The sequence below is a fragment of the Qipengyuania atrilutea genome, assembly GCF_013370205.1.
GTDB lineage: Bacteria > Pseudomonadota > Alphaproteobacteria > Sphingomonadales > Sphingomonadaceae > Actirhodobacter > Actirhodobacter atriluteus.
The window spans coordinates 636,235-651,667 of the sequence record NZ_JABWGV010000002.1; the positions used below are offsets into that span (position 1 = coordinate 636,235).

The 15,433-nt window shown below is 59.9% G+C and carries 14 protein-coding genes; 5 read left to right on the top strand and 9 right to left on the bottom strand.

All coding sequences use genetic code 11. The features are described from left to right. Positions 1-4: 4 nt before the first annotated feature. From zwf to serS, 7 genes are all read right to left on the bottom strand, one after another. Positions 5-1,444, bottom strand: a complete 1,440-nt coding sequence (gene zwf / locus HUV48_RS08085; protein WP_176267259.1) for a glucose-6-phosphate dehydrogenase — start codon at positions 1,442-1,444, stop codon at positions 5-7. A gap of 115 nt (positions 1,445-1,559) precedes the next feature. Continuing rightward, positions 1,560-2,357 carry a transglutaminase-like domain-containing protein gene (locus HUV48_RS08090; RefSeq protein ID WP_176267260.1) on the bottom strand — a complete coding sequence of 266 codons (798 nt, stop codon included), beginning with the start codon at positions 2,355-2,357 and terminating at the stop codon, positions 1,560-1,562. A gap of 249 nt (positions 2,358-2,606) precedes the next feature. Continuing rightward, positions 2,607-4,955 (bottom strand): EAL domain-containing protein, encoded by a 2,349-nt coding sequence (locus HUV48_RS08095; RefSeq protein WP_176267261.1) that lies wholly within the window; start codon positions 4,953-4,955, stop codon positions 2,607-2,609. An 80-nt stretch (positions 4,956-5,035) separates the two neighbouring features. Continuing rightward, a complete protein-coding gene (gene rimO / locus HUV48_RS08100) occupies positions 5,036-6,406 on the bottom strand; it encodes a 30S ribosomal protein S12 methylthiotransferase RimO (RefSeq protein ID WP_176267262.1) in 1,371 nt (456 codons plus the stop codon). Between the two features lie 70 nt (positions 6,407-6,476). After that, positions 6,477-7,586: a potassium channel family protein gene (locus tag HUV48_RS08105; protein ID WP_176267263.1), complete on the bottom strand. Its 1,110-nt coding sequence runs from the start codon at positions 7,584-7,586 to the stop codon at positions 6,477-6,479. Then, positions 7,583-8,356 carry a 5'/3'-nucleotidase SurE gene (gene surE, locus HUV48_RS08110; protein WP_176267264.1) on the bottom strand — a complete coding sequence of 258 codons (774 nt, stop codon included), beginning with the start codon at positions 8,354-8,356 and terminating at the stop codon, positions 7,583-7,585. The genes HUV48_RS08105 and surE overlap by 4 nt, the downstream gene beginning before the upstream one ends. Then, positions 8,356-9,636, bottom strand: coding sequence for a serine--tRNA ligase (gene serS / locus HUV48_RS08115; RefSeq protein WP_176267265.1), 1,281 nt, complete (start codon positions 9,634-9,636; stop codon positions 8,356-8,358). Before serS ends, surE begins: the two co-directional genes overlap by 1 nt. Before the next feature lie 223 nt (positions 9,637-9,859). Here serS and HUV48_RS08120 point away from each other — a divergent pair, with 223 nt between their 5' ends. Genes HUV48_RS08120 through HUV48_RS08130 form a run of 3 tightly spaced genes read left to right on the top strand, consistent with a single transcriptional unit; the run spans position 9,860 to position 11,632 of the window. Beyond that, positions 9,860-11,092: a sulfotransferase family protein gene (locus HUV48_RS08120; RefSeq protein ID WP_318656068.1), complete on the top strand. Its 1,233-nt coding sequence runs from the start codon at positions 9,860-9,862 to the stop codon at positions 11,090-11,092. Positions 11,093-11,126: 34 nt separating this feature from the next. Beyond that, positions 11,127-11,390, top strand: coding sequence for a hypothetical protein (locus HUV48_RS08125; RefSeq protein ID WP_176266726.1), 264 nt, complete (start codon positions 11,127-11,129; stop codon positions 11,388-11,390). Positions 11,391-11,410: 20 nt separating this feature from the next. After that, positions 11,411-11,632, top strand: a complete 222-nt coding sequence (locus HUV48_RS08130) for a hypothetical protein (protein WP_176267266.1) — start codon at positions 11,411-11,413, stop codon at positions 11,630-11,632. A gap of 10 nt (positions 11,633-11,642) precedes the next feature. Here the strand turns inward: HUV48_RS08130 and HUV48_RS08135 are convergent, their stop codons facing one another. Together HUV48_RS08135 and HUV48_RS08140 are read right to left on the bottom strand one after the other, a co-directional pair. Beyond that, positions 11,643-12,710, bottom strand: coding sequence for a copper resistance protein B (locus HUV48_RS08135; RefSeq protein WP_176267267.1), 1,068 nt, complete (start codon positions 12,708-12,710; stop codon positions 11,643-11,645). Further along, positions 12,707-14,491: a copper resistance system multicopper oxidase gene (locus HUV48_RS08140; protein WP_176267268.1), complete on the bottom strand. Its 1,785-nt coding sequence runs from the start codon at positions 14,489-14,491 to the stop codon at positions 12,707-12,709. The genes HUV48_RS08135 and HUV48_RS08140 overlap by 4 nt, the downstream gene beginning before the upstream one ends. Before the next feature lie 87 nt (positions 14,492-14,578). Here HUV48_RS08140 and HUV48_RS08145 point away from each other — a divergent pair, with 87 nt between their 5' ends. Together HUV48_RS08145 and HUV48_RS08150 are read left to right on the top strand one after the other, a co-directional pair. Then, the gene (locus HUV48_RS08145) at positions 14,579-14,851 is read left to right on the top strand and encodes a metal-sensitive transcriptional regulator (RefSeq protein WP_176267269.1); all 273 of its coding nucleotides are present in this window, start codon (positions 14,579-14,581) and stop codon (positions 14,849-14,851) included. 74 nt (positions 14,852-14,925) lie between these two features. After that, on the top strand, positions 14,926-15,405 hold the full coding sequence (locus HUV48_RS08150) for a DUF411 domain-containing protein (protein ID WP_176267270.1): 480 nt from the start codon (positions 14,926-14,928) through the stop codon (positions 15,403-15,405). Positions 15,406-15,433: the final 28 nt, after the last annotated feature.

A 15,433-nucleotide genomic window follows, 5' to 3' on the forward strand; every position in this document is an offset into this window, starting at 1 on the left:
CGGTTTACTCATGCCAACTGACGCCGTTTCGTTCGGTTAGGGCAATGGCTGCGCTTGGTCCCCAGCTTCCGGCACTGTAGGGTTTGGGCTTGGCGCCTTCGCCTTTCCATTGCTCCCTGATCGCATCGATCCATTCCCACTGCGCCTCGATTTCGTCTCGGCGCACGAACAGCGTCTGGTCGCCTTCGATGAGATCGAGCAGCAGCCGCTCGTAGGCGATCCGCCGATGCGTGCCGGTGAAGGCGTCAGGCATCGCTATGTCGAGCGGAACGCTGCGCAGCCTGATGCCCTCGCGGTCCAGCCCCGGCATCTTCGCCATCATGGATAGCTGGATGTTTTCCTGCGGCTGTATACCGATGACAAGTTGGTTGGGCTTCGTGTGCGCGCCGCGCTCCTCGAAGATCGAGTGCGGAATTCCGCGGAACTGGACGACGATTTCCGTAGTACGCTCGGGCAGCCGTTTTCCGGTGCGCATGTAAAAGGGGACGCCTTTCCAGCGCCAGTTATCGACATGCGCCTTGATCGCCACGAAGGTTTCGGTGTCCGAATCTTTGCCGAGTTCCTCGTCGTAGCCAGGCACGGATTTACCGTCGATCGCGCCGGCCCGGTATTGCCCCCTGACCGTATCCGCCGCATCGACGCTGCGAAGCGCACGCAGAACCTTGACCTTTTCGTCACGGATGGCCGTCGCATCGAAGCTGGTCGGCGGCTCCATCGCAACCAGTGCGAGCAGTTGCAGCATGTGGTTTTGCACCATGTCGCGCAGCGCACCGCTGTCGTCGTAATAGGCAACACGCGATTCAAGACCGACGGTTTCGGCCACAGTGATCTGGACGTGCTCGACATAGTTCGAGTTCCAGACAGGCTCGAGCATGATGTTAGCAAACCGGAGCGCGAGCAAGTTCTGCACCGTTTCCTTGCCGAGATAATGGTCGATGCGGTAGATGCGGCTCTCGTCGAAGGCGCTCGCAACCGCATCGTTGATTTCCTGCGAGGACGCGAGGTCGGTGCCGAGCGGCTTTTCCAGCCCGATCCTTACGTTCTCGCTTGCCAATCCGACCTTATCGAGGCCGGCGATGGTCGGCTCGAACAGGCTTGGCGCAGTGGAGAGGAAGATCGCCAACCCGCCACTAGGGTCGCCGACCTTGTCGGCCAGTTCACGGTATCCCTCTTCCGTTAAAGCATCGAGCGACTGATAGGTAAGCCGGTTCAGGAAGTCGGCCATTCCGCCCCGCCGGTCGCGCGGAAGATATTTCTCAAGTGCCTCCCGTGCGAAATTGCGGAAGTCACCGTCGGACATTTCGGTGCGGGCGGTGCCGATAATCTTCAGGTCGGCTCCGAGAAGATCGTCAGCATCGAGCGCGCAAAGCGAAGGTAGCAGCATGCGCTGGGACAGGTCGCCGGTCGCTCCGAACAGCAGCAATCGGTTGGCCGTGAACGTCATTCGCTTGTGCCCTCATCCTGTCGGTCGAGCCATCGACCGGGAGATACCCCTATCAGCAACGCCGCGCGCGTTCCAACGGGCGCAGTCGTATTCATCAGCGTTGGCGGCCTCGCGATCAACTTTGCGAGACGGTGACGGTCTTTTCGATGAACTCGGTAAGGCCGAAGCTGGTCATGAAGCTGACATCGGCCGCATCCCGGCCAACGCCGATCTTCACGATGTCGCTCGCCGTGCCCATGCCGGTGGCATCGACCAGGTACCAAGCTCCGCCGCCGGGAGTCGACTGATCTTCCAGGAAGACTTCGGCTACCGCGTGAAAATCAGGCGGCTCAACGCCGGGTGCAAAACAGCTCACGAAGCGGGCGGGGATCGACGACGCGCGTGCAAGGGTCACCATAACGTGGGCATAATCGCGGCAAATCCCGCGTCGCTCGATGAAACTGTCGACCGCGGTCGTGTTCGCGTTGCTGGCGCCGGGTACGTAGGAGAAATGGCTGCTGATCCAGTTATGCATCGCCATGACGCGCTTACCGCCCGAAAGTTCGCCGAATTCGTCCTCGACGAAGCTCTGCATCCGGTCCGCCTGGCAATAGCGCGAGTCGAACAGATACTGCACCGATTCGCCCGGCAGATCGTGCGTGTCGAGCTGGCACAGTTCCGAGACATCAGCGATCAGGCGCTGGACTTCGACCTCGGCTTTGTAATCGATCTCAAACCGACCTTCTGAACGCACCCATATGCGCTCGCCGATATCGTCCTGTGCAGGAATACGCGCGATGTGTTCCGCGTCGCCTAGCTTCGTATCGCAAGAAAGAATCTGTTGCTCGGGAATGGCGGCCGCTTCGAATTGGAGCAGGACGTCGGTCGGCTGGTCTCCCGAGTAGGCGAAGGAAACGTCGATGGAGATGGTCATGCAAGCTTCAACCGACGAGCGAACCGTTTCGTTTCCGAAAGCTCGGAAGCTAGGTTCTCGGCTGGTTGAGAACGATCTTAACCGTGTTTGCTTGGCACCAAAAGAAAGGGGCCCGGAAACCAGGCCCCTTCGTTAATCCGCCATTAGGTACGCGGTTGGCCGTAAAGCCAGTTCCAGAAACTCCACATAACAAATGCTCCCCTGTTTAGAGAGCTTAAGAATGCCTTAACCATTTCCCGAAGTAAAGCGTTAAGCTAGCTTGTTAACTAATTCGTTCTCCATCTGCCCGAACCGAACGGCTTGGCCGAGGGAAAGAGGCCGCGAGAGTGCATAACCTTGTACGTTGGTCCCCCCGAGTTTCCGAAGAACTTCAAGCTCCTGCTCGTTCTCTACACCCTCCGCTACGACCGATATGCTAGCATCTTTTCCGAGGCGCACGAGACTCGCAACAATTGCTCGCGCTTTGGGGTCTTCGACCATGCGGTTTACAAAGAGCCGATCGATTTTTAGTTCGTCGAACGGTAGGCGAACGAAAGTTTCGAAATTGGCTGAGCCCATTCCGAAATCGTCGATGGATATGCGTACGCCAAGCGACCTGATCTGCGTCAGCACCTCAATCGCGGTTTCGAAATCACTTATGCGCGCCGTTTCTGTGACTTCAAGCATAAGGTGCCGTGCGTCAAAAGAGCTAGCCAGCAGTGTATCCTGAACGATACGTGCTATTTTAAGATCGGCGAACAGGATCGAAGAGACGTTCACCGACATGGTGATAAGCTGCCCGTTTGCATGGAAGTAACGCCCGGCATTGCACGCCGTCTGCAGGACGTAGCGCGTTAGGTCCTCCATCCGTCCGGCTTTTTCACATTGCGGAATGAACGTCATCGGCGAAATCGGGCCGCGCTCGGCGTCATCCCATCGTACAAGCGCTTCCACACCGTACATGCGCCCGGTGAGCACGTTGACTTTAGGCTGATAAACACAGTGCAGTTCACCCGCTTCCATTGCCGTGTCGATCCGGGCCCGCATCGAGATATTCCACTGGAGGTCGTTTTCCAGATCTTCGGTTGCAACGACAATCGGTTCACTTGCTTCACTCGTTTCGACTGCCGCCGCTGACGCGGAAGCCAGAGCTTTCGGACCATTAACAAGCGATGCTACGCCGAATGTTATACCGATGTCGATCATCTGCCCGGCAACAACGACAGGCGCGGCAAACAGAGCGCGCATACCTTCTAAATGATCGATGACATTAGAAACGTCCGATGGCTCTGCGATCCACGCGAAATAATGACTATGAACGTAAAGCTTTAAGGCAGGGTCAGTAGCGCGAAGCCGTTCGACGATCCGAAGGACATATTCTGTTCGCGAACCGCTATCGAGCACTTTAAGAACTTTCTCAAAACCATGGATTTTGGCGACGACCACATTTCCGCAAACATTCTCGGTCGAAATGCGATGCTCTAAGGCTTTAAGACTAGGCATGCCGGTTTCGGGATCTTTCAGAAGGGCACTGCGTCGCCGTCGCATAAACGTTCGCGGAATCGAATAAAAAACAAGAAACGCTGATGCAGCACAAGGCTCGATTCTGATATTCCACGTTATAGCTGCGACTGATAATAGTGGAACAAAAGCGGCAGTGATGTACAATACATATCTCAACCGTTCTGAAAGCACGGTAGAAAACAGTGCGCCAATTATTATCACCGTCACAATTAGAAATATTTTCGAGCCTAGAATAAGACGGAGTCCGCCGTTCTTGAGCGTTTCAGCACCAATGATCGCGATGTACGATTCTGCAATTTCGAGATGACCAGGTATCGCTTCTGATGAACCAGGTACTTTTTGACTATTGGCTATGACAACTGATTTGCCTTGCACAAATGCAGAAAGCGCGTCGTTGCTATTTATTGCAGTCCTGTCTCTAAAGTTTATAAATGGGACCGTTTCTGCTCGAAAGCGGTAGTCAATTTGCAATTCCGGGAAACTTGGTTCGCGCTTAGATAATATGAGACTCAAATGGTCAATAGTTTGGTGCCCGTCTCTTTCTTGCGCTGGAAGATACCAAGCGTAACCAAAGAGATCAAAGTAGCTGGTTGACGAAACTTGGGTTGAATTTTTGCCAACCTCTGGAATAATTTTACGGATCGCGCTTCCGCCTTTAGTCGTAATATCCGTTTTGCTAGAGGTATATACTTCTGAAGTAGCTTTACGCAGTGCGAATCCTAAGCTTCGATCCGCTTTTGGACTACTAGCTTCCTCGAATATTACATCAACAGCAATCTTTTCTGCACCCGCACGGTCAAGCTTCTCGATAAGCTGTGCTAGCTGAATACGGCGTTCCGGATGAGCAGGATCCGCTAGGTCCTGATCTGAAAGTATAAGCACGATATCGCCGGATGCATCCTTCGGAAGCATGCGCGACTGCACGGTCCAGATCCACTGATCGAACGGTTTGAAGAACATCAGCGCCATCAGGACGCCCGTAATGGCCGCCGCCCAGAAGGCGTGCTTGAGGCGCTCCTTCAGCAGACCATCGTGCCCCGGTTTCCGGGTCCGACCGTCGCCATTGGTGCCGAGGGATTGCAGGAATGCTTCCATCGCGCTGTATCACTGCGCGAAGAAGGCTAAAAATGGCTTAAGACTAGGGCTCTCGCCGTCCGATGGAACTGGGGGTATGGTTAAATGTGCACACCATAGAGGTCATGCTCGTCCGCATCTTCGATAAGCACGTCCACGATATCACCTGCCACAAGCGTATGAGACACGGAACGCAGAAGCACATTGCCATCGATTTCGGGCGCGTCCGTCTGGCTCCGGCCGGTAGCGCCGATGTCGCCATCCTCGTCCGGTTCGCCGACCTCGTCGATAATTACCGGCATCGTGCGCCCGACCTTAGCGCCGAGTTTTGCCGCGCTGATCCGGGCGGAAACTTCCATGAAGCGGGCATAACGCTCTGCCTTCACTTCTTCCGCGACCTGATCGGGCAAGGCATTAGCCTGCGCCCCGGCAACCGGCTCGAACTTGAAGGCTCCGACTCGGTCGAGTTGCGCTTCCTCCAGCCATTCGAGCAGATAGCGAAAATCCTCTTCCGTCTCGCCAGGAAACCCTAGCACGAAGCTGGAGCGAACAGCGATTTCCGGGCAGATTTCACGCCAGTTCTTCAGCCGCTGCAACACCGTGGCTTCATTAGCCGGACGTTTCATCCGCTTCAGAACCGAAGGCGCGGCATGCTGAAAAGGAATATCGAGATACGGTGTCAGAAGCCCTTCGGCCATGAGCGGAATGACCGCATCGACATGCGGGTAAGGGTACACATAGTGCAACCTCACCCACGGCGGAGTGCCGCCGCCAATGTCGAGTCTGCCGAGTTCGCGAGCGAGATCGGTCATATGTGCGCGGACCTCGCGGCCTTTCCAAGTCCGAACTTCATGCCGCGTATCGACCCCGTAGGCCGAGGTATCCTGGCTGATGACGAGCAGTTCTTTCGTGCCCGCTTCGACCAGCTTCTCCGCCTCGCGCAGCACCGCGTCGACGCGCCGACTGCTTAGTTTTCCGCGCAGATCCGGGATGATACAGAAAGCGCAGGAGTGGTTGCAGCCCTCGGAAATCTTGAGGTAGCTGTAGTGACGCGGCGTCAGCTTGATGTCTGGCTGCGGTATCAGATCGACGTAAGGACCCTGGCTCGGCGGGGCATGCTCGTGAACTGCGTCGACGACTTGCTCATATTGGTGCGCGCCGGTCACGGCTAGCACCTGCGGATGAGCAGCGCGGATCGCTTCCGCTTCATCACCCATGCAGCCGGTTACAATGACGCGGCCGTTCTCGGAAATCGCTTCACCGATGGCGGCGAGGCTTTCTTCCTTGGCGCTGTCGAGGAAGCCGCAGGTGTTGACGAGCACGACGTCAGCGCCCGCGTAATCGGGACTCATCGCATAACCATCGGCACGAAGGCGCGTAAGGATCCGCTCGCTATCGACGAGCGCCTTCGGACAGCCGAGGCTGACCATTCCGACCTTCTTCTGGTCGGGCAGGGTGGTGGCGGTATTCATGGCAGGCGCGCCCTACACCTGCCTAACGCGATTTGCCACACAAAGCCGCAGTTGCGTCCCGGACAGCCGCTTAACGGTTGCCGTGTCCGTCGCCCTTCTTCTCGCCGCTTTCGGTCGGAATGATCTCGACCACGATATCGCCGGGCTGGAGGTTTTCGCATTCCTCCTCCCAGAAACCGAGTGCCCGGCCATCCCGATAAATGCGCAGACCCCGCCCGCCGGTACGCAGCGCGGCTATGGAACAGCCGCATTCCTCTTCGGTAATTTCTCGCTCCACCAACTGAACTCGGCCCGAAACCGAAGCGAGATCGGCAAGGTAATCGGCGATGTGCGCGCCTTTCGCAGAGCCTGCGAGCAGCAGGCCAGTAAAGCGAACCGGGTTGATGACGTTGTTCGCGCCGGCCTGACGGGCGAGCGATTCGTTGTCGTCAGCCCGCACGACCACGCTGATCGGCACATCAGGGGCAAGCGCGCGCACCGTCAGCACCAACAAAATCGATGTATCGTCCCGTCCCGCAGAAACGAGGACGTTCTTGGCCGTCCCAATCCTGACCGCCTTCAGCGTTTCGTCGCGCGTCGCGTCTGCCGCCATGACATTGCAGCCGAGCTTTTCGGCTTCCATGAGGCGGTCCTCGCTCGGATCGATGACCACTATTTCCCTAGGATCGGTACCGCGCTCGATGAGTTCTGTGACCGCTTCGGAGCCGGACACGCCGTAGCCGAGTACGACGATATGATCGGTGAGCTGTTCCTGGATTCGGGACATGCGCCATTTCTCCCAGCTTCTCTTGATGATGAAATTGTAGGCCGTACCGACGAAAATGAAGAAGACGGCAAAACGGATCGGGGTCACGATGATTGCCTCGACCATGCGCGCCCGGTCGCTGATCGGGGCGATGTCGCCGAAACCGGTCGTGGTAACCGAAATCATCGTGAAATAGACGACGTCGAGGAAGCTGACTTCGCCGTCCAGATTGTCGACCAGCCCCTCGCGGTCCCACCAGTGAATCATCACGACGATGAAGAGGAGGAAGATCGCAAGACCGAGCCGGATCCCGAGGTCGCCCCAGACCGGAACCTTCACCGCGCGGCGGAGCGGCTTGAACGTCGGACCGCGCACGTGACGGCCAGTGCTTGTCGCCTCGATCCGATCGGTTTTCGGTTCGTCGCGGCTGCTCATGCGCCGGCAGCATCCAACCGCTCGGCCAGGTTACCCATCGAGGAATGATGGGTCAGGTCCAGCTGAAGCGGCGTGACGGAAATGTAGCCGTCGTTGATCGCCTCGAGATCGGTTCCGTGGTCGAGCGTATGCTCGATCGCGTGGAGGCCGAACCAGAAGTACTTGTGCCCGCGTGGATCGCGTCCTTCGACCACACTTCCGCGCGAGTAATCGTGAAAGCCTTGGCGTGCCGCGCGTACCCCCTTGATCGCGGACGAAGCGATGGGCGGAAAATTGACGTTGAGTAGCGTGCGTTCTGCCAGCGGAGCGCCGATCAGTCGGCCGATGACCTTCGCACCCCATTCGCGCGCCGGGGTGAAGGGCACTTCGTCGCCCATTCCTTCGCGATCGTAGACCTGGCTGAGCGCGATCGACCGGATACCGGCCAGCGCGCCTTCGATCGCGGCGGAGACCGTACCCGAATAGGTGATGTCGTCAGCCAGATTGGCGCCGCGGTTGACGCCCGACAGGATCAGGTCGGGCGGCGCGTCCATGACTTCGCGCAGCGCCAGCATGACCGAATCGGTCGGTGTGCCGGATACCGAGAAACGGCGGTCGTGATATTTGCGAAGGCGAACCGGATGGTTCAGCGTCAGCGAATGCCCGGCGCCCGATTGTTCTTCCGCCGGAGCGCACACCCAGATGTCGTCGCTGAGCTGCGCCGCGATCTCTTCCAGGACTTCGAGGCCGGGCGCGTGGATGCCGTCGTCGTTGGTCAGCAGAATGCGCATCAGGCTGCAGGGTCCAGTCTCGTAACGCCGCCCATATAGGGCGCAAGCGCTTCAGGCACGGTAACGCTGCCGTCGGCGTTCTGATAGTTTTCCAGCACCGCGACCAGCGTCCGTCCGACTGCGAGCGCGCTGCCGTTGAGTGTATGGACGAACTCGGTTTTCTTTGCGCCCTCGGGCCGGTAGCGCGCATTCATTCGCCGCGCCTGAAAGTCGCCGGTATTTGAGACCGAGCTGATTTCCCGGTACGCGCCTTGCCCCGGCAGCCAAACTTCGAGGTCGTAGGTTTTGCGCGCGCCGAAGCCCATGTCGCCGGTGCAGAGCAACATCTTGCGATAAGGAAGACCAAGTGCGCGCAGTACGCCTTCCGCAGCTTCGGTCATGCGCTCGTGCTCGGCATCGCTGTCTTCGGGCCTGGTGATCGCGACGAGTTCGACCTTTTCGAACTGGTGCTGGCGGATGAACCCGCGCGTATCCTTACCCGCCGAGCCCGCTTCGCTGCGGAAACATTGCGTGAGCGCCGTCATGCGCAGGGGAAGGGCGGCATCGTCCAAGATTTGCTCGCGTACGGCATTGGTCAGACTGACCTCGGCCGTAGGAATGAGCCAGCGGTCGTCGGTCGTAGCAAACAGGTCATCCGCAAACTTGGGCAGCTGCCCCGTTCCGAACAGCGCCTCATCGCGGACCAGCAGCGGCGGGGCACATTCGGTGTAGCCGTTCTCGCTCGTCTGCCGATCGAGCATGAATTGGCCGAGCGCTCGGTGCAGCCGCGCCATATCGCCGCGCAGGAAGGTGAAACGCGCGCCGGAAATGTTCGCGCCAGTCTCGAAATCCATGCCGAGCGCAGGTGCGAAATCGGCGTGTTCCCGCGGCTCGAAATCGAAGCTGCGCGGTTCGCCCCAGCGCGCTAACTCGACATTGTCCGCTTCGTCCGCGCCCTCCGGCACGTCGTCCGCCGGGCGGTTGGGCAGGGCGGCGAGTGCGTCTTCGACCTGCTTGCCGAGTTCGCGGTCCTGCTCCTCCAGTTCGGGAAGCGATTTCTTGATGTCCGCCACTTCCGCTTTCAGCGCGTCGGCCCTGACCGTATCGCCCTTGCCCATGGCCTGCCCGATTGCCTTGGAAGCCTCGTTGCGGCGCGATTGCAGTTCCTGCATCCGCGTTGCGACCGCGCGGCGGCGCGTGTCGAGATCGAGGATTTGCTGGGCTGCCGGCTCCGCTCCTCGCTTCGCCAATGCCGCATCGAAAGCGTCAGGTTCTTCCCTGATTAAGCGGATATCGTGCATGACGCGGGCCTATGCCCGCTCGCAGTGCGAATTGCCAGAGGCGAAGCGCGGAACCTTGAACCCGTCAGGCTTTTGTCTTCCTATTCGCGAAAGGTTGCTGCAGCGACTAGGGGGACGCCGCACCGGAGACAGTTGAATACAGGGGGATGCCATTTCCGATCGAAGCGTACCGAGAACGCCGCCGAAGCGAACCGCCTTCATAGACATTGCGGAGAAAGTCGTCGTGGCGGGCCGCAAGATGGGCTGGGTAAAACCTGCGCGGCTCGAAAAGCAGGCACTGCTGGACGATGCGGCAGAGGCGACCGGGCTCGAAGATTTCGGATCGGACTGGTTCGAGCGACCTTTCGATGTCCTGCTCGAATCGATCCGGGCCGAGGCGAAGCTGAACCCGGCGGGCGATTTTTCCGCCATGCAGCAGTTTCACAAGGTCCTGAAAGACCGGCTATGGGCGCAGATGTGGTTTGCGCGCCATCCGGAGATCCTGGCTCGTCCCATCAGGCGTCCGGTCGTTATCGTAGGCCCGATGCGATCGGGTACGACGCGGCTCCACCGCCTGCTTGCGAGCGATCAGCGCTTCAGCTTCATGCGCAGTTTTGAGACCATAAGCCCCGTCCCGCGGCCCGACTTCGAAGAGGTTCTGGCCGGCAGGAAGAAAGACTTCCGCCCGGTGCTCGCCGGCCGCATCATGAAGGTTGCGCGGCTCGCCAATCCGCGCACGCTGAACATTCACCCCACTGGCCCTTACGAGCCCGAAGAGGAACTCGGCCTGCTCGTCAATTCGATGTGGGGCATGAAGCACGAGGCGCAGTGGATGGTCCCGTCCTACGGGCGCTGGTGCGAAGGAGAGGACGCAACGCCAGCCTACGAGCACATGGCGAACCTGCTTCGTCTGGTCGGCTGGTCGCAGCAGGTGTCCAGCATCCGCCCGTGGATATTGAAGACGCCGCAGCACATGCTCGACCTAGATGCGCTGCTGAACGTATTTCCGGACGCCCGCGTCATCTTCACCCACCGCGACCCCAATGCGGTAGTCGGCAGCGCGGCCTCGCTCGCCTGGAACCAGACGATCATTTATTCGGACCACGCCGATGCGAACGAACTCGGGCGCGAATGGCTGCGCAAGACCCGCGTCGAAGTCGAACGCATGATGGCAGCGCGGAGCCGTGTACCGGCCGAGCGTCGGATCGACATCCACTACGAAAGCATGGAGCGCGACTGGCGCAGCACCATGGGGCGCATTTACGACTTCCTGGGAATGGACATCGCTCCGGCGTGGACCGAAATGCAGGGCTTCATCGACCGCTCGCGCGCACTCAAGCGGCATCCGCATAATTACAGTCTGGCGCAATTCGGACTGACCCCGGAGATGGTACAGTCGGAGCTCGGCGAATACGTTGATGCCTTCGGCGTTGCTTCGGAAACGGCGGGAACGGGCGGGGCGCGCTCGGCACACTGACGGAAACGCCGCCGTCCTCATCCGTTGGTTCACGATGGCGCGCCGCAAATTCCTTGTACACTTCGTCGGGTTTCGGGACGATCGTTACTGGAATGCGGTCAAGGTCTTCGGACCGCCCGACATGATCCACCGGGACTGGGACTATTACGCCGCTGGCGACGTCATCGCTGGTGACACGGTCATTTTTGCAGACGGAGACTGGAGGCGAACGCCCCGCAGTTTCAGCGCGGAAGCGCAAACCTCGCGGGAAAGGCGACGACAGCGCCGTAGCGGAACAAGCCACCGCGGCGCACGTTGATCGGCAAAGGAGAAAAGCAAATGATTGGCAAGGTTATCGGAGCGTTCGTAGGCGACAAGCTGGCGAAGAAAACGGGCGACATCGACGGTGCGACTGGCGCCGTACTGGGCGTGGTGGCGACGACGGTTCTGCGCCGTATGAGCCTGCCTGCCATGCTGGCGATCGGTGCAGGCGGTTATCTCGCCAAGAAACTCGGTGAGCCCAGCACAAAGACGGACCGGACGTCGACCACTTCCGTCTGAGTTTGCTGGTCTAGAACCAGAAGTGCACACCCAATACGTAGTTCGTGGCGCTGGGGTCTTCCCCGGCGTCACGCGCGTAATCGGCGCTACCTCCAGTTTTCCATTCCTGCTCAATCCCGATGTAAGGGGCGAATTCGCGGGCAATCTCGTAGCGTAAACGGACGCCGGCCTCGATCGTATCGAGACCCGCACCAATACCCAATTCGGGCACATCCTGCGCGGATAGCGAGACTTCTGCGCGCGGCTGGATGACTAGGCGCTGCGTGATGCGCTGGTCTAGCTCGACCTCGGCGGTAGCCGTTACGTCACCCTTGTTGGATACATATACGTCCGCTTCGACCTCGAACAGATAGGGCGCAAGGCCCTGTATGCCGAGATCGAGATAGGTTCGCTTCGGCCCGGTCAGATCCTGACGCACGCCGGCTTGCAGGTCGAACCAGGGCGATATCGCGCGTCCGTAAAGTAGCGCCACGTCCGCGTCTTCCACACCTCCCTCGAAATCACCTTCGCCTTCGGATTCGAGCCAAACGCGGTTCAGATCGCCTCCGTACCATGCATCGCCGTCCCACAGAAATCCGTCTTCGCCGCCGCGAAAGCGGTACTCAAACCTGTCGAGAATCAGCCCACTCGTCATCATGCCGCCGCCGTCGCGGGCGAGCGCGCCGCGGCTGTCGCGCATGGCGTCTACGCCCCAGATCGCATCGGCTGCGGTCGGTGGCCCCGATCCGGCAGAGGGCGGGGGCGGGAGGATGGGGATTTCCGCCTCAGAACCGTGCATCGCACCATGGTCCATCTCCGAATGGTTCATCGCTCCATGGTCCATCTGCGAGTGGTCCATCTCAGAATGATCCATTTGCGCGTGGTCCATCTCCGCACGATCCTTCTCCGGACTTTCGGGCGGGGCGCATTCGCCCGCCGGGACAGCATGGCCCATCGCGCGATGCCTGGCGGCTTCCTTCTCGCACTCGGTCTGGTCCTGCGCAGGCTCGCCATGCGATCCATGCATTGAATGGTCCTGCGCAGCGACCGGCGAGGCCAGCGCGCTCATCGCAATACCTGGAAGCAGCGCGGTTCTCATGCGGCCTCCGGCGAGGCGACGGTGACTACCTGAAACATGCCCGAATGCATGTGATAGAGAAGATGGCAGTGAAACGCCCAGTCGCCCGGCTCGTCCGCCGTCACGTCGAACTCGGCATAACCGCCCGGCTGTACGATCGCGGTGTGCTTCTGCGGCTGGAAGCCTTCCGGCGCACCGTTGACCAGTTCGAAGAAATGGCCGTGCAGATGGATCGGGTGCGCCATCATGGTATTGTTGACCAACTTCACTCTGACGCGCTCGTTATAGGCAAAACGGATCGGATTGTCGGTAACGGAGGAATATTTCTGCCCGTCGAACGACCACATGTACCGTTCCATATTGCCGGTCAGGTGGATCTCCAGCTTGCGCGAGGGCGTGCGCGGATCGTCGTTGCGCTTAAGAGCAGTCAGATCGTTGTAGGTGAGGACGCGGTGGGGAACCTTGTCGAGCCCGATGCCGGGATCGCCCATCCGGTCCACCGGGTTCGTGGCCACCATGTCGATGCCAGGACCGACTTTCACCGTCGGCGGCAGCTTCGACGTGTCGCGCATGTCCATGCCCGACATGTCCATACCGTCCATCGGCTCCGGCGCCGTTGTCTTCGCCGGCATCGCATGTCCCATCGCCGAGTGATCCATGGAACTGTGATCGATTCCGCCGCCGCCATGCGCGCCGTGGTTCATGCCCATGTCTGCCATCGTAAGCAGCGGCGGGTCGCGCAGCGGGGGGACTGCCGCCCGCGCGCCGGGCCTGCTTGCCAGCGTCGCGAGAGCCATGCCGGAGCGGTCCATCGCTTCCGCCACGATCGTCATCGCCTCGCCAACCGGCTCGACCACGATATCGTAGGTTTCCGCCGTGCCGATCTGGAATTCCTCGACCGGAACGGGGCGCACGTTGAGGCCGTCCGCGGCTACGACATGCATCACCGCACCCGGAATGCGCACATTGAAGAAGCTCATCGCGCTGCCGTTGATGACGCGGATGCGCACCCGCTCCCCCGGATTGAACGCGAACTCCAGTCCTTCTTCCGGCCCGTGACCGTTTGCGAGATAGGTGTAGGTAGAACCGGTCACATCGAGAATGTCGGTCGCCATCATTCGCATCCGGCCCCACATCCGGCGCTCGTCGGCGTCCAGCGGATAATCGTCGGTAAAGCTCGTTTGCTGGTAGTTGAAGTAGCCTTCGCCCTTCTTCAGCCGGTCCATGATCCGGTGCGGATGCATCGGCGTGAACTCGCTCAGCAGCAGCACATAGTCACGGTCCGCCTGCACCGGGTCCGGACCGGCGGGATCGATGACGATAGGGCCGTAATGTCCGGTCTGTTCCTGCAAAGCCGAGTGCGAATGCCACCAGTAGGTGCCGGATTGGCGCACGGGGAATTCGGCGGTGAACGTCTCGCCGGGTCCGATACCGGGGAAGCTGACACCGGGTACACCATCGAGGTGGAAGGGAAGCAAAAGGCCGTGCCAGTGAACCGAAGTGTCCTCGTTCAGGGTGTTGTGAACGTTAAGGCTGACCGTCGTTCCTTCCTTCAGCCGCAGCATCGGGCCTGGCACGCTGCCGTTGACGGCAACCGCATGACCGTATTGCCCCTGAACAACTTGCATTCCCTCGCCGACGATCAGGTCGATGCTCGCACCCGAAACTTCGTCGAAACCGGCTCGGATCATGCCGCCGTGCGCCAAATCCGCTCCGCGTGCCCATGCGGGCATAGCCAGCGCACCGGTCGCGAGCGCACCGGCGCCGAGCAGTTTACGGCGGGAAAGGGCTACCGACGGCATAATACTTGCATCTCCTAGAGCGGTTCACATATATACCCCCATACCGTATTACAAGCCGTTCAAGCGGACGCCTCAGGAGCCAGCACCATGCCGCACGACAGCGGAAAGATCGTGAACCGCTTACGCCGGATCGAAGGCCAGGTTCGCGGCGTCGCCCAGATGGTCGAAGACGACCGCTACTGCATCGACATCCTGACGCAGGTGCAGGCCGTGAAAGCCGCGCTCGGGAGGGCGGAAAGCGAAATCCTCAAACGCCATGCCGCATGCTGTGTCGCGGAAGCGATCTCAAGCGGCGACGAGGTCGAGCAGCAGCAGAAGTTCAGCGAATTGATCGACCTGTTCGAGAAAGCTAAACGATGAATTCGTGGGCGTCTTTGATGCCGAATCCGGCTTCGTCACGCTGTCAGTCACTTATTTAGCAAGGGGAATTTGCGATGCTTCATCTTATCAATAACGCCATCGCCAAGCGGAGTATCGCCGGGAGCTTGATACTCGGCACGGCGCTCACCGCCTGCGCCGCGCAGGCTGCCAGCGTCACCATGTACCGCGATCCTCATTGCGGTTGCTGTCTCGCCTGGGCCGGTCACATGGAAGAGAGGGGCAAGCACGAGGTCACCTCGATCGACCATGCCGACATGGGCGCGGTCAAGGCCGAGCGCGGCGTTCCGGCCGACCTGCGATCGTGCCATACTGCTGTGGTCGACGGCTATGTCATCGAAGGTCATGTCCCCGCCGCGGATATCGAGCGGTTGCTCGCCGAGCGCCCCGACGGCGTCACCGGCCTAGCAGTTGCTGGCATGCCAATGGGCTCACCCGGCATGGAACATGGCGACCACCGGCAGCCCTTCGAAGTAATCGCGTTCGGACCCGAAGGTCGCAGCGTCTGGGCGAGTTACGACGGACGCGGATCGTGAGCGGTCGGGCCGATCCCGGGAAGAAAGC

Excerpts from the sequence above, each read along its gene's own strand:
- surE (WP_176267264.1), bottom strand. The coding sequence starts at position 8,356 with ATGCGCATTCTGCTGACCAACGACGACGGCATCCACGCGCCCGGCCTC.
- HUV48_RS08130 (WP_176267266.1), top strand. The coding sequence starts at position 11,411 with ATGATTGGCAAGGTTATCGGAGCGTTCGTAGGCGACAAGCTGGCGAAG.
- HUV48_RS08125 (WP_176266726.1), top strand. The coding sequence starts at position 11,127 with ATGGCGCGCCGCAAATTCCTTGTACACTTCGTCGGGTTTCGGGACGAT.
- HUV48_RS08150 (WP_176267270.1), top strand. The coding sequence starts at position 14,926 with ATGCTTCATCTTATCAATAACGCCATCGCCAAGCGGAGTATCGCCGGG.
- zwf (WP_176267259.1), bottom strand. The coding sequence starts at position 1,444 with ATGACGTTCACGGCCAACCGATTGCTGCTGTTCGGAGCGACCGGCGAC.
- HUV48_RS08135 (WP_176267267.1), bottom strand. The coding sequence starts at position 12,710 with ATGAGAACCGCGCTGCTTCCAGGTATTGCGATGAGCGCGCTGGCCTCG.
- serS (WP_176267265.1), bottom strand. The coding sequence starts at position 9,636 with ATGCACGATATCCGCTTAATCAGGGAAGAACCTGACGCTTTCGATGCG.
- HUV48_RS08105 (WP_176267263.1), bottom strand. The coding sequence starts at position 7,586 with ATGAGCAGCCGCGACGAACCGAAAACCGATCGGATCGAGGCGACAAGC.
- HUV48_RS08145 (WP_176267269.1), top strand. The coding sequence starts at position 14,579 with ATGCCGCACGACAGCGGAAAGATCGTGAACCGCTTACGCCGGATCGAA.
- HUV48_RS08090 (WP_176267260.1), bottom strand. The coding sequence starts at position 2,357 with ATGACCATCTCCATCGACGTTTCCTTCGCCTACTCGGGAGACCAGCCG.
- rimO (WP_176267262.1), bottom strand. The coding sequence starts at position 6,406 with ATGAATACCGCCACCACCCTGCCCGACCAGAAGAAGGTCGGAATGGTC.
- HUV48_RS08095 (WP_176267261.1), bottom strand. The coding sequence starts at position 4,955 with ATGGAAGCATTCCTGCAATCCCTCGGCACCAATGGCGACGGTCGGACC.
- HUV48_RS08140 (WP_176267268.1), bottom strand. The coding sequence starts at position 14,491 with ATGCCGTCGGTAGCCCTTTCCCGCCGTAAACTGCTCGGCGCCGGTGCG.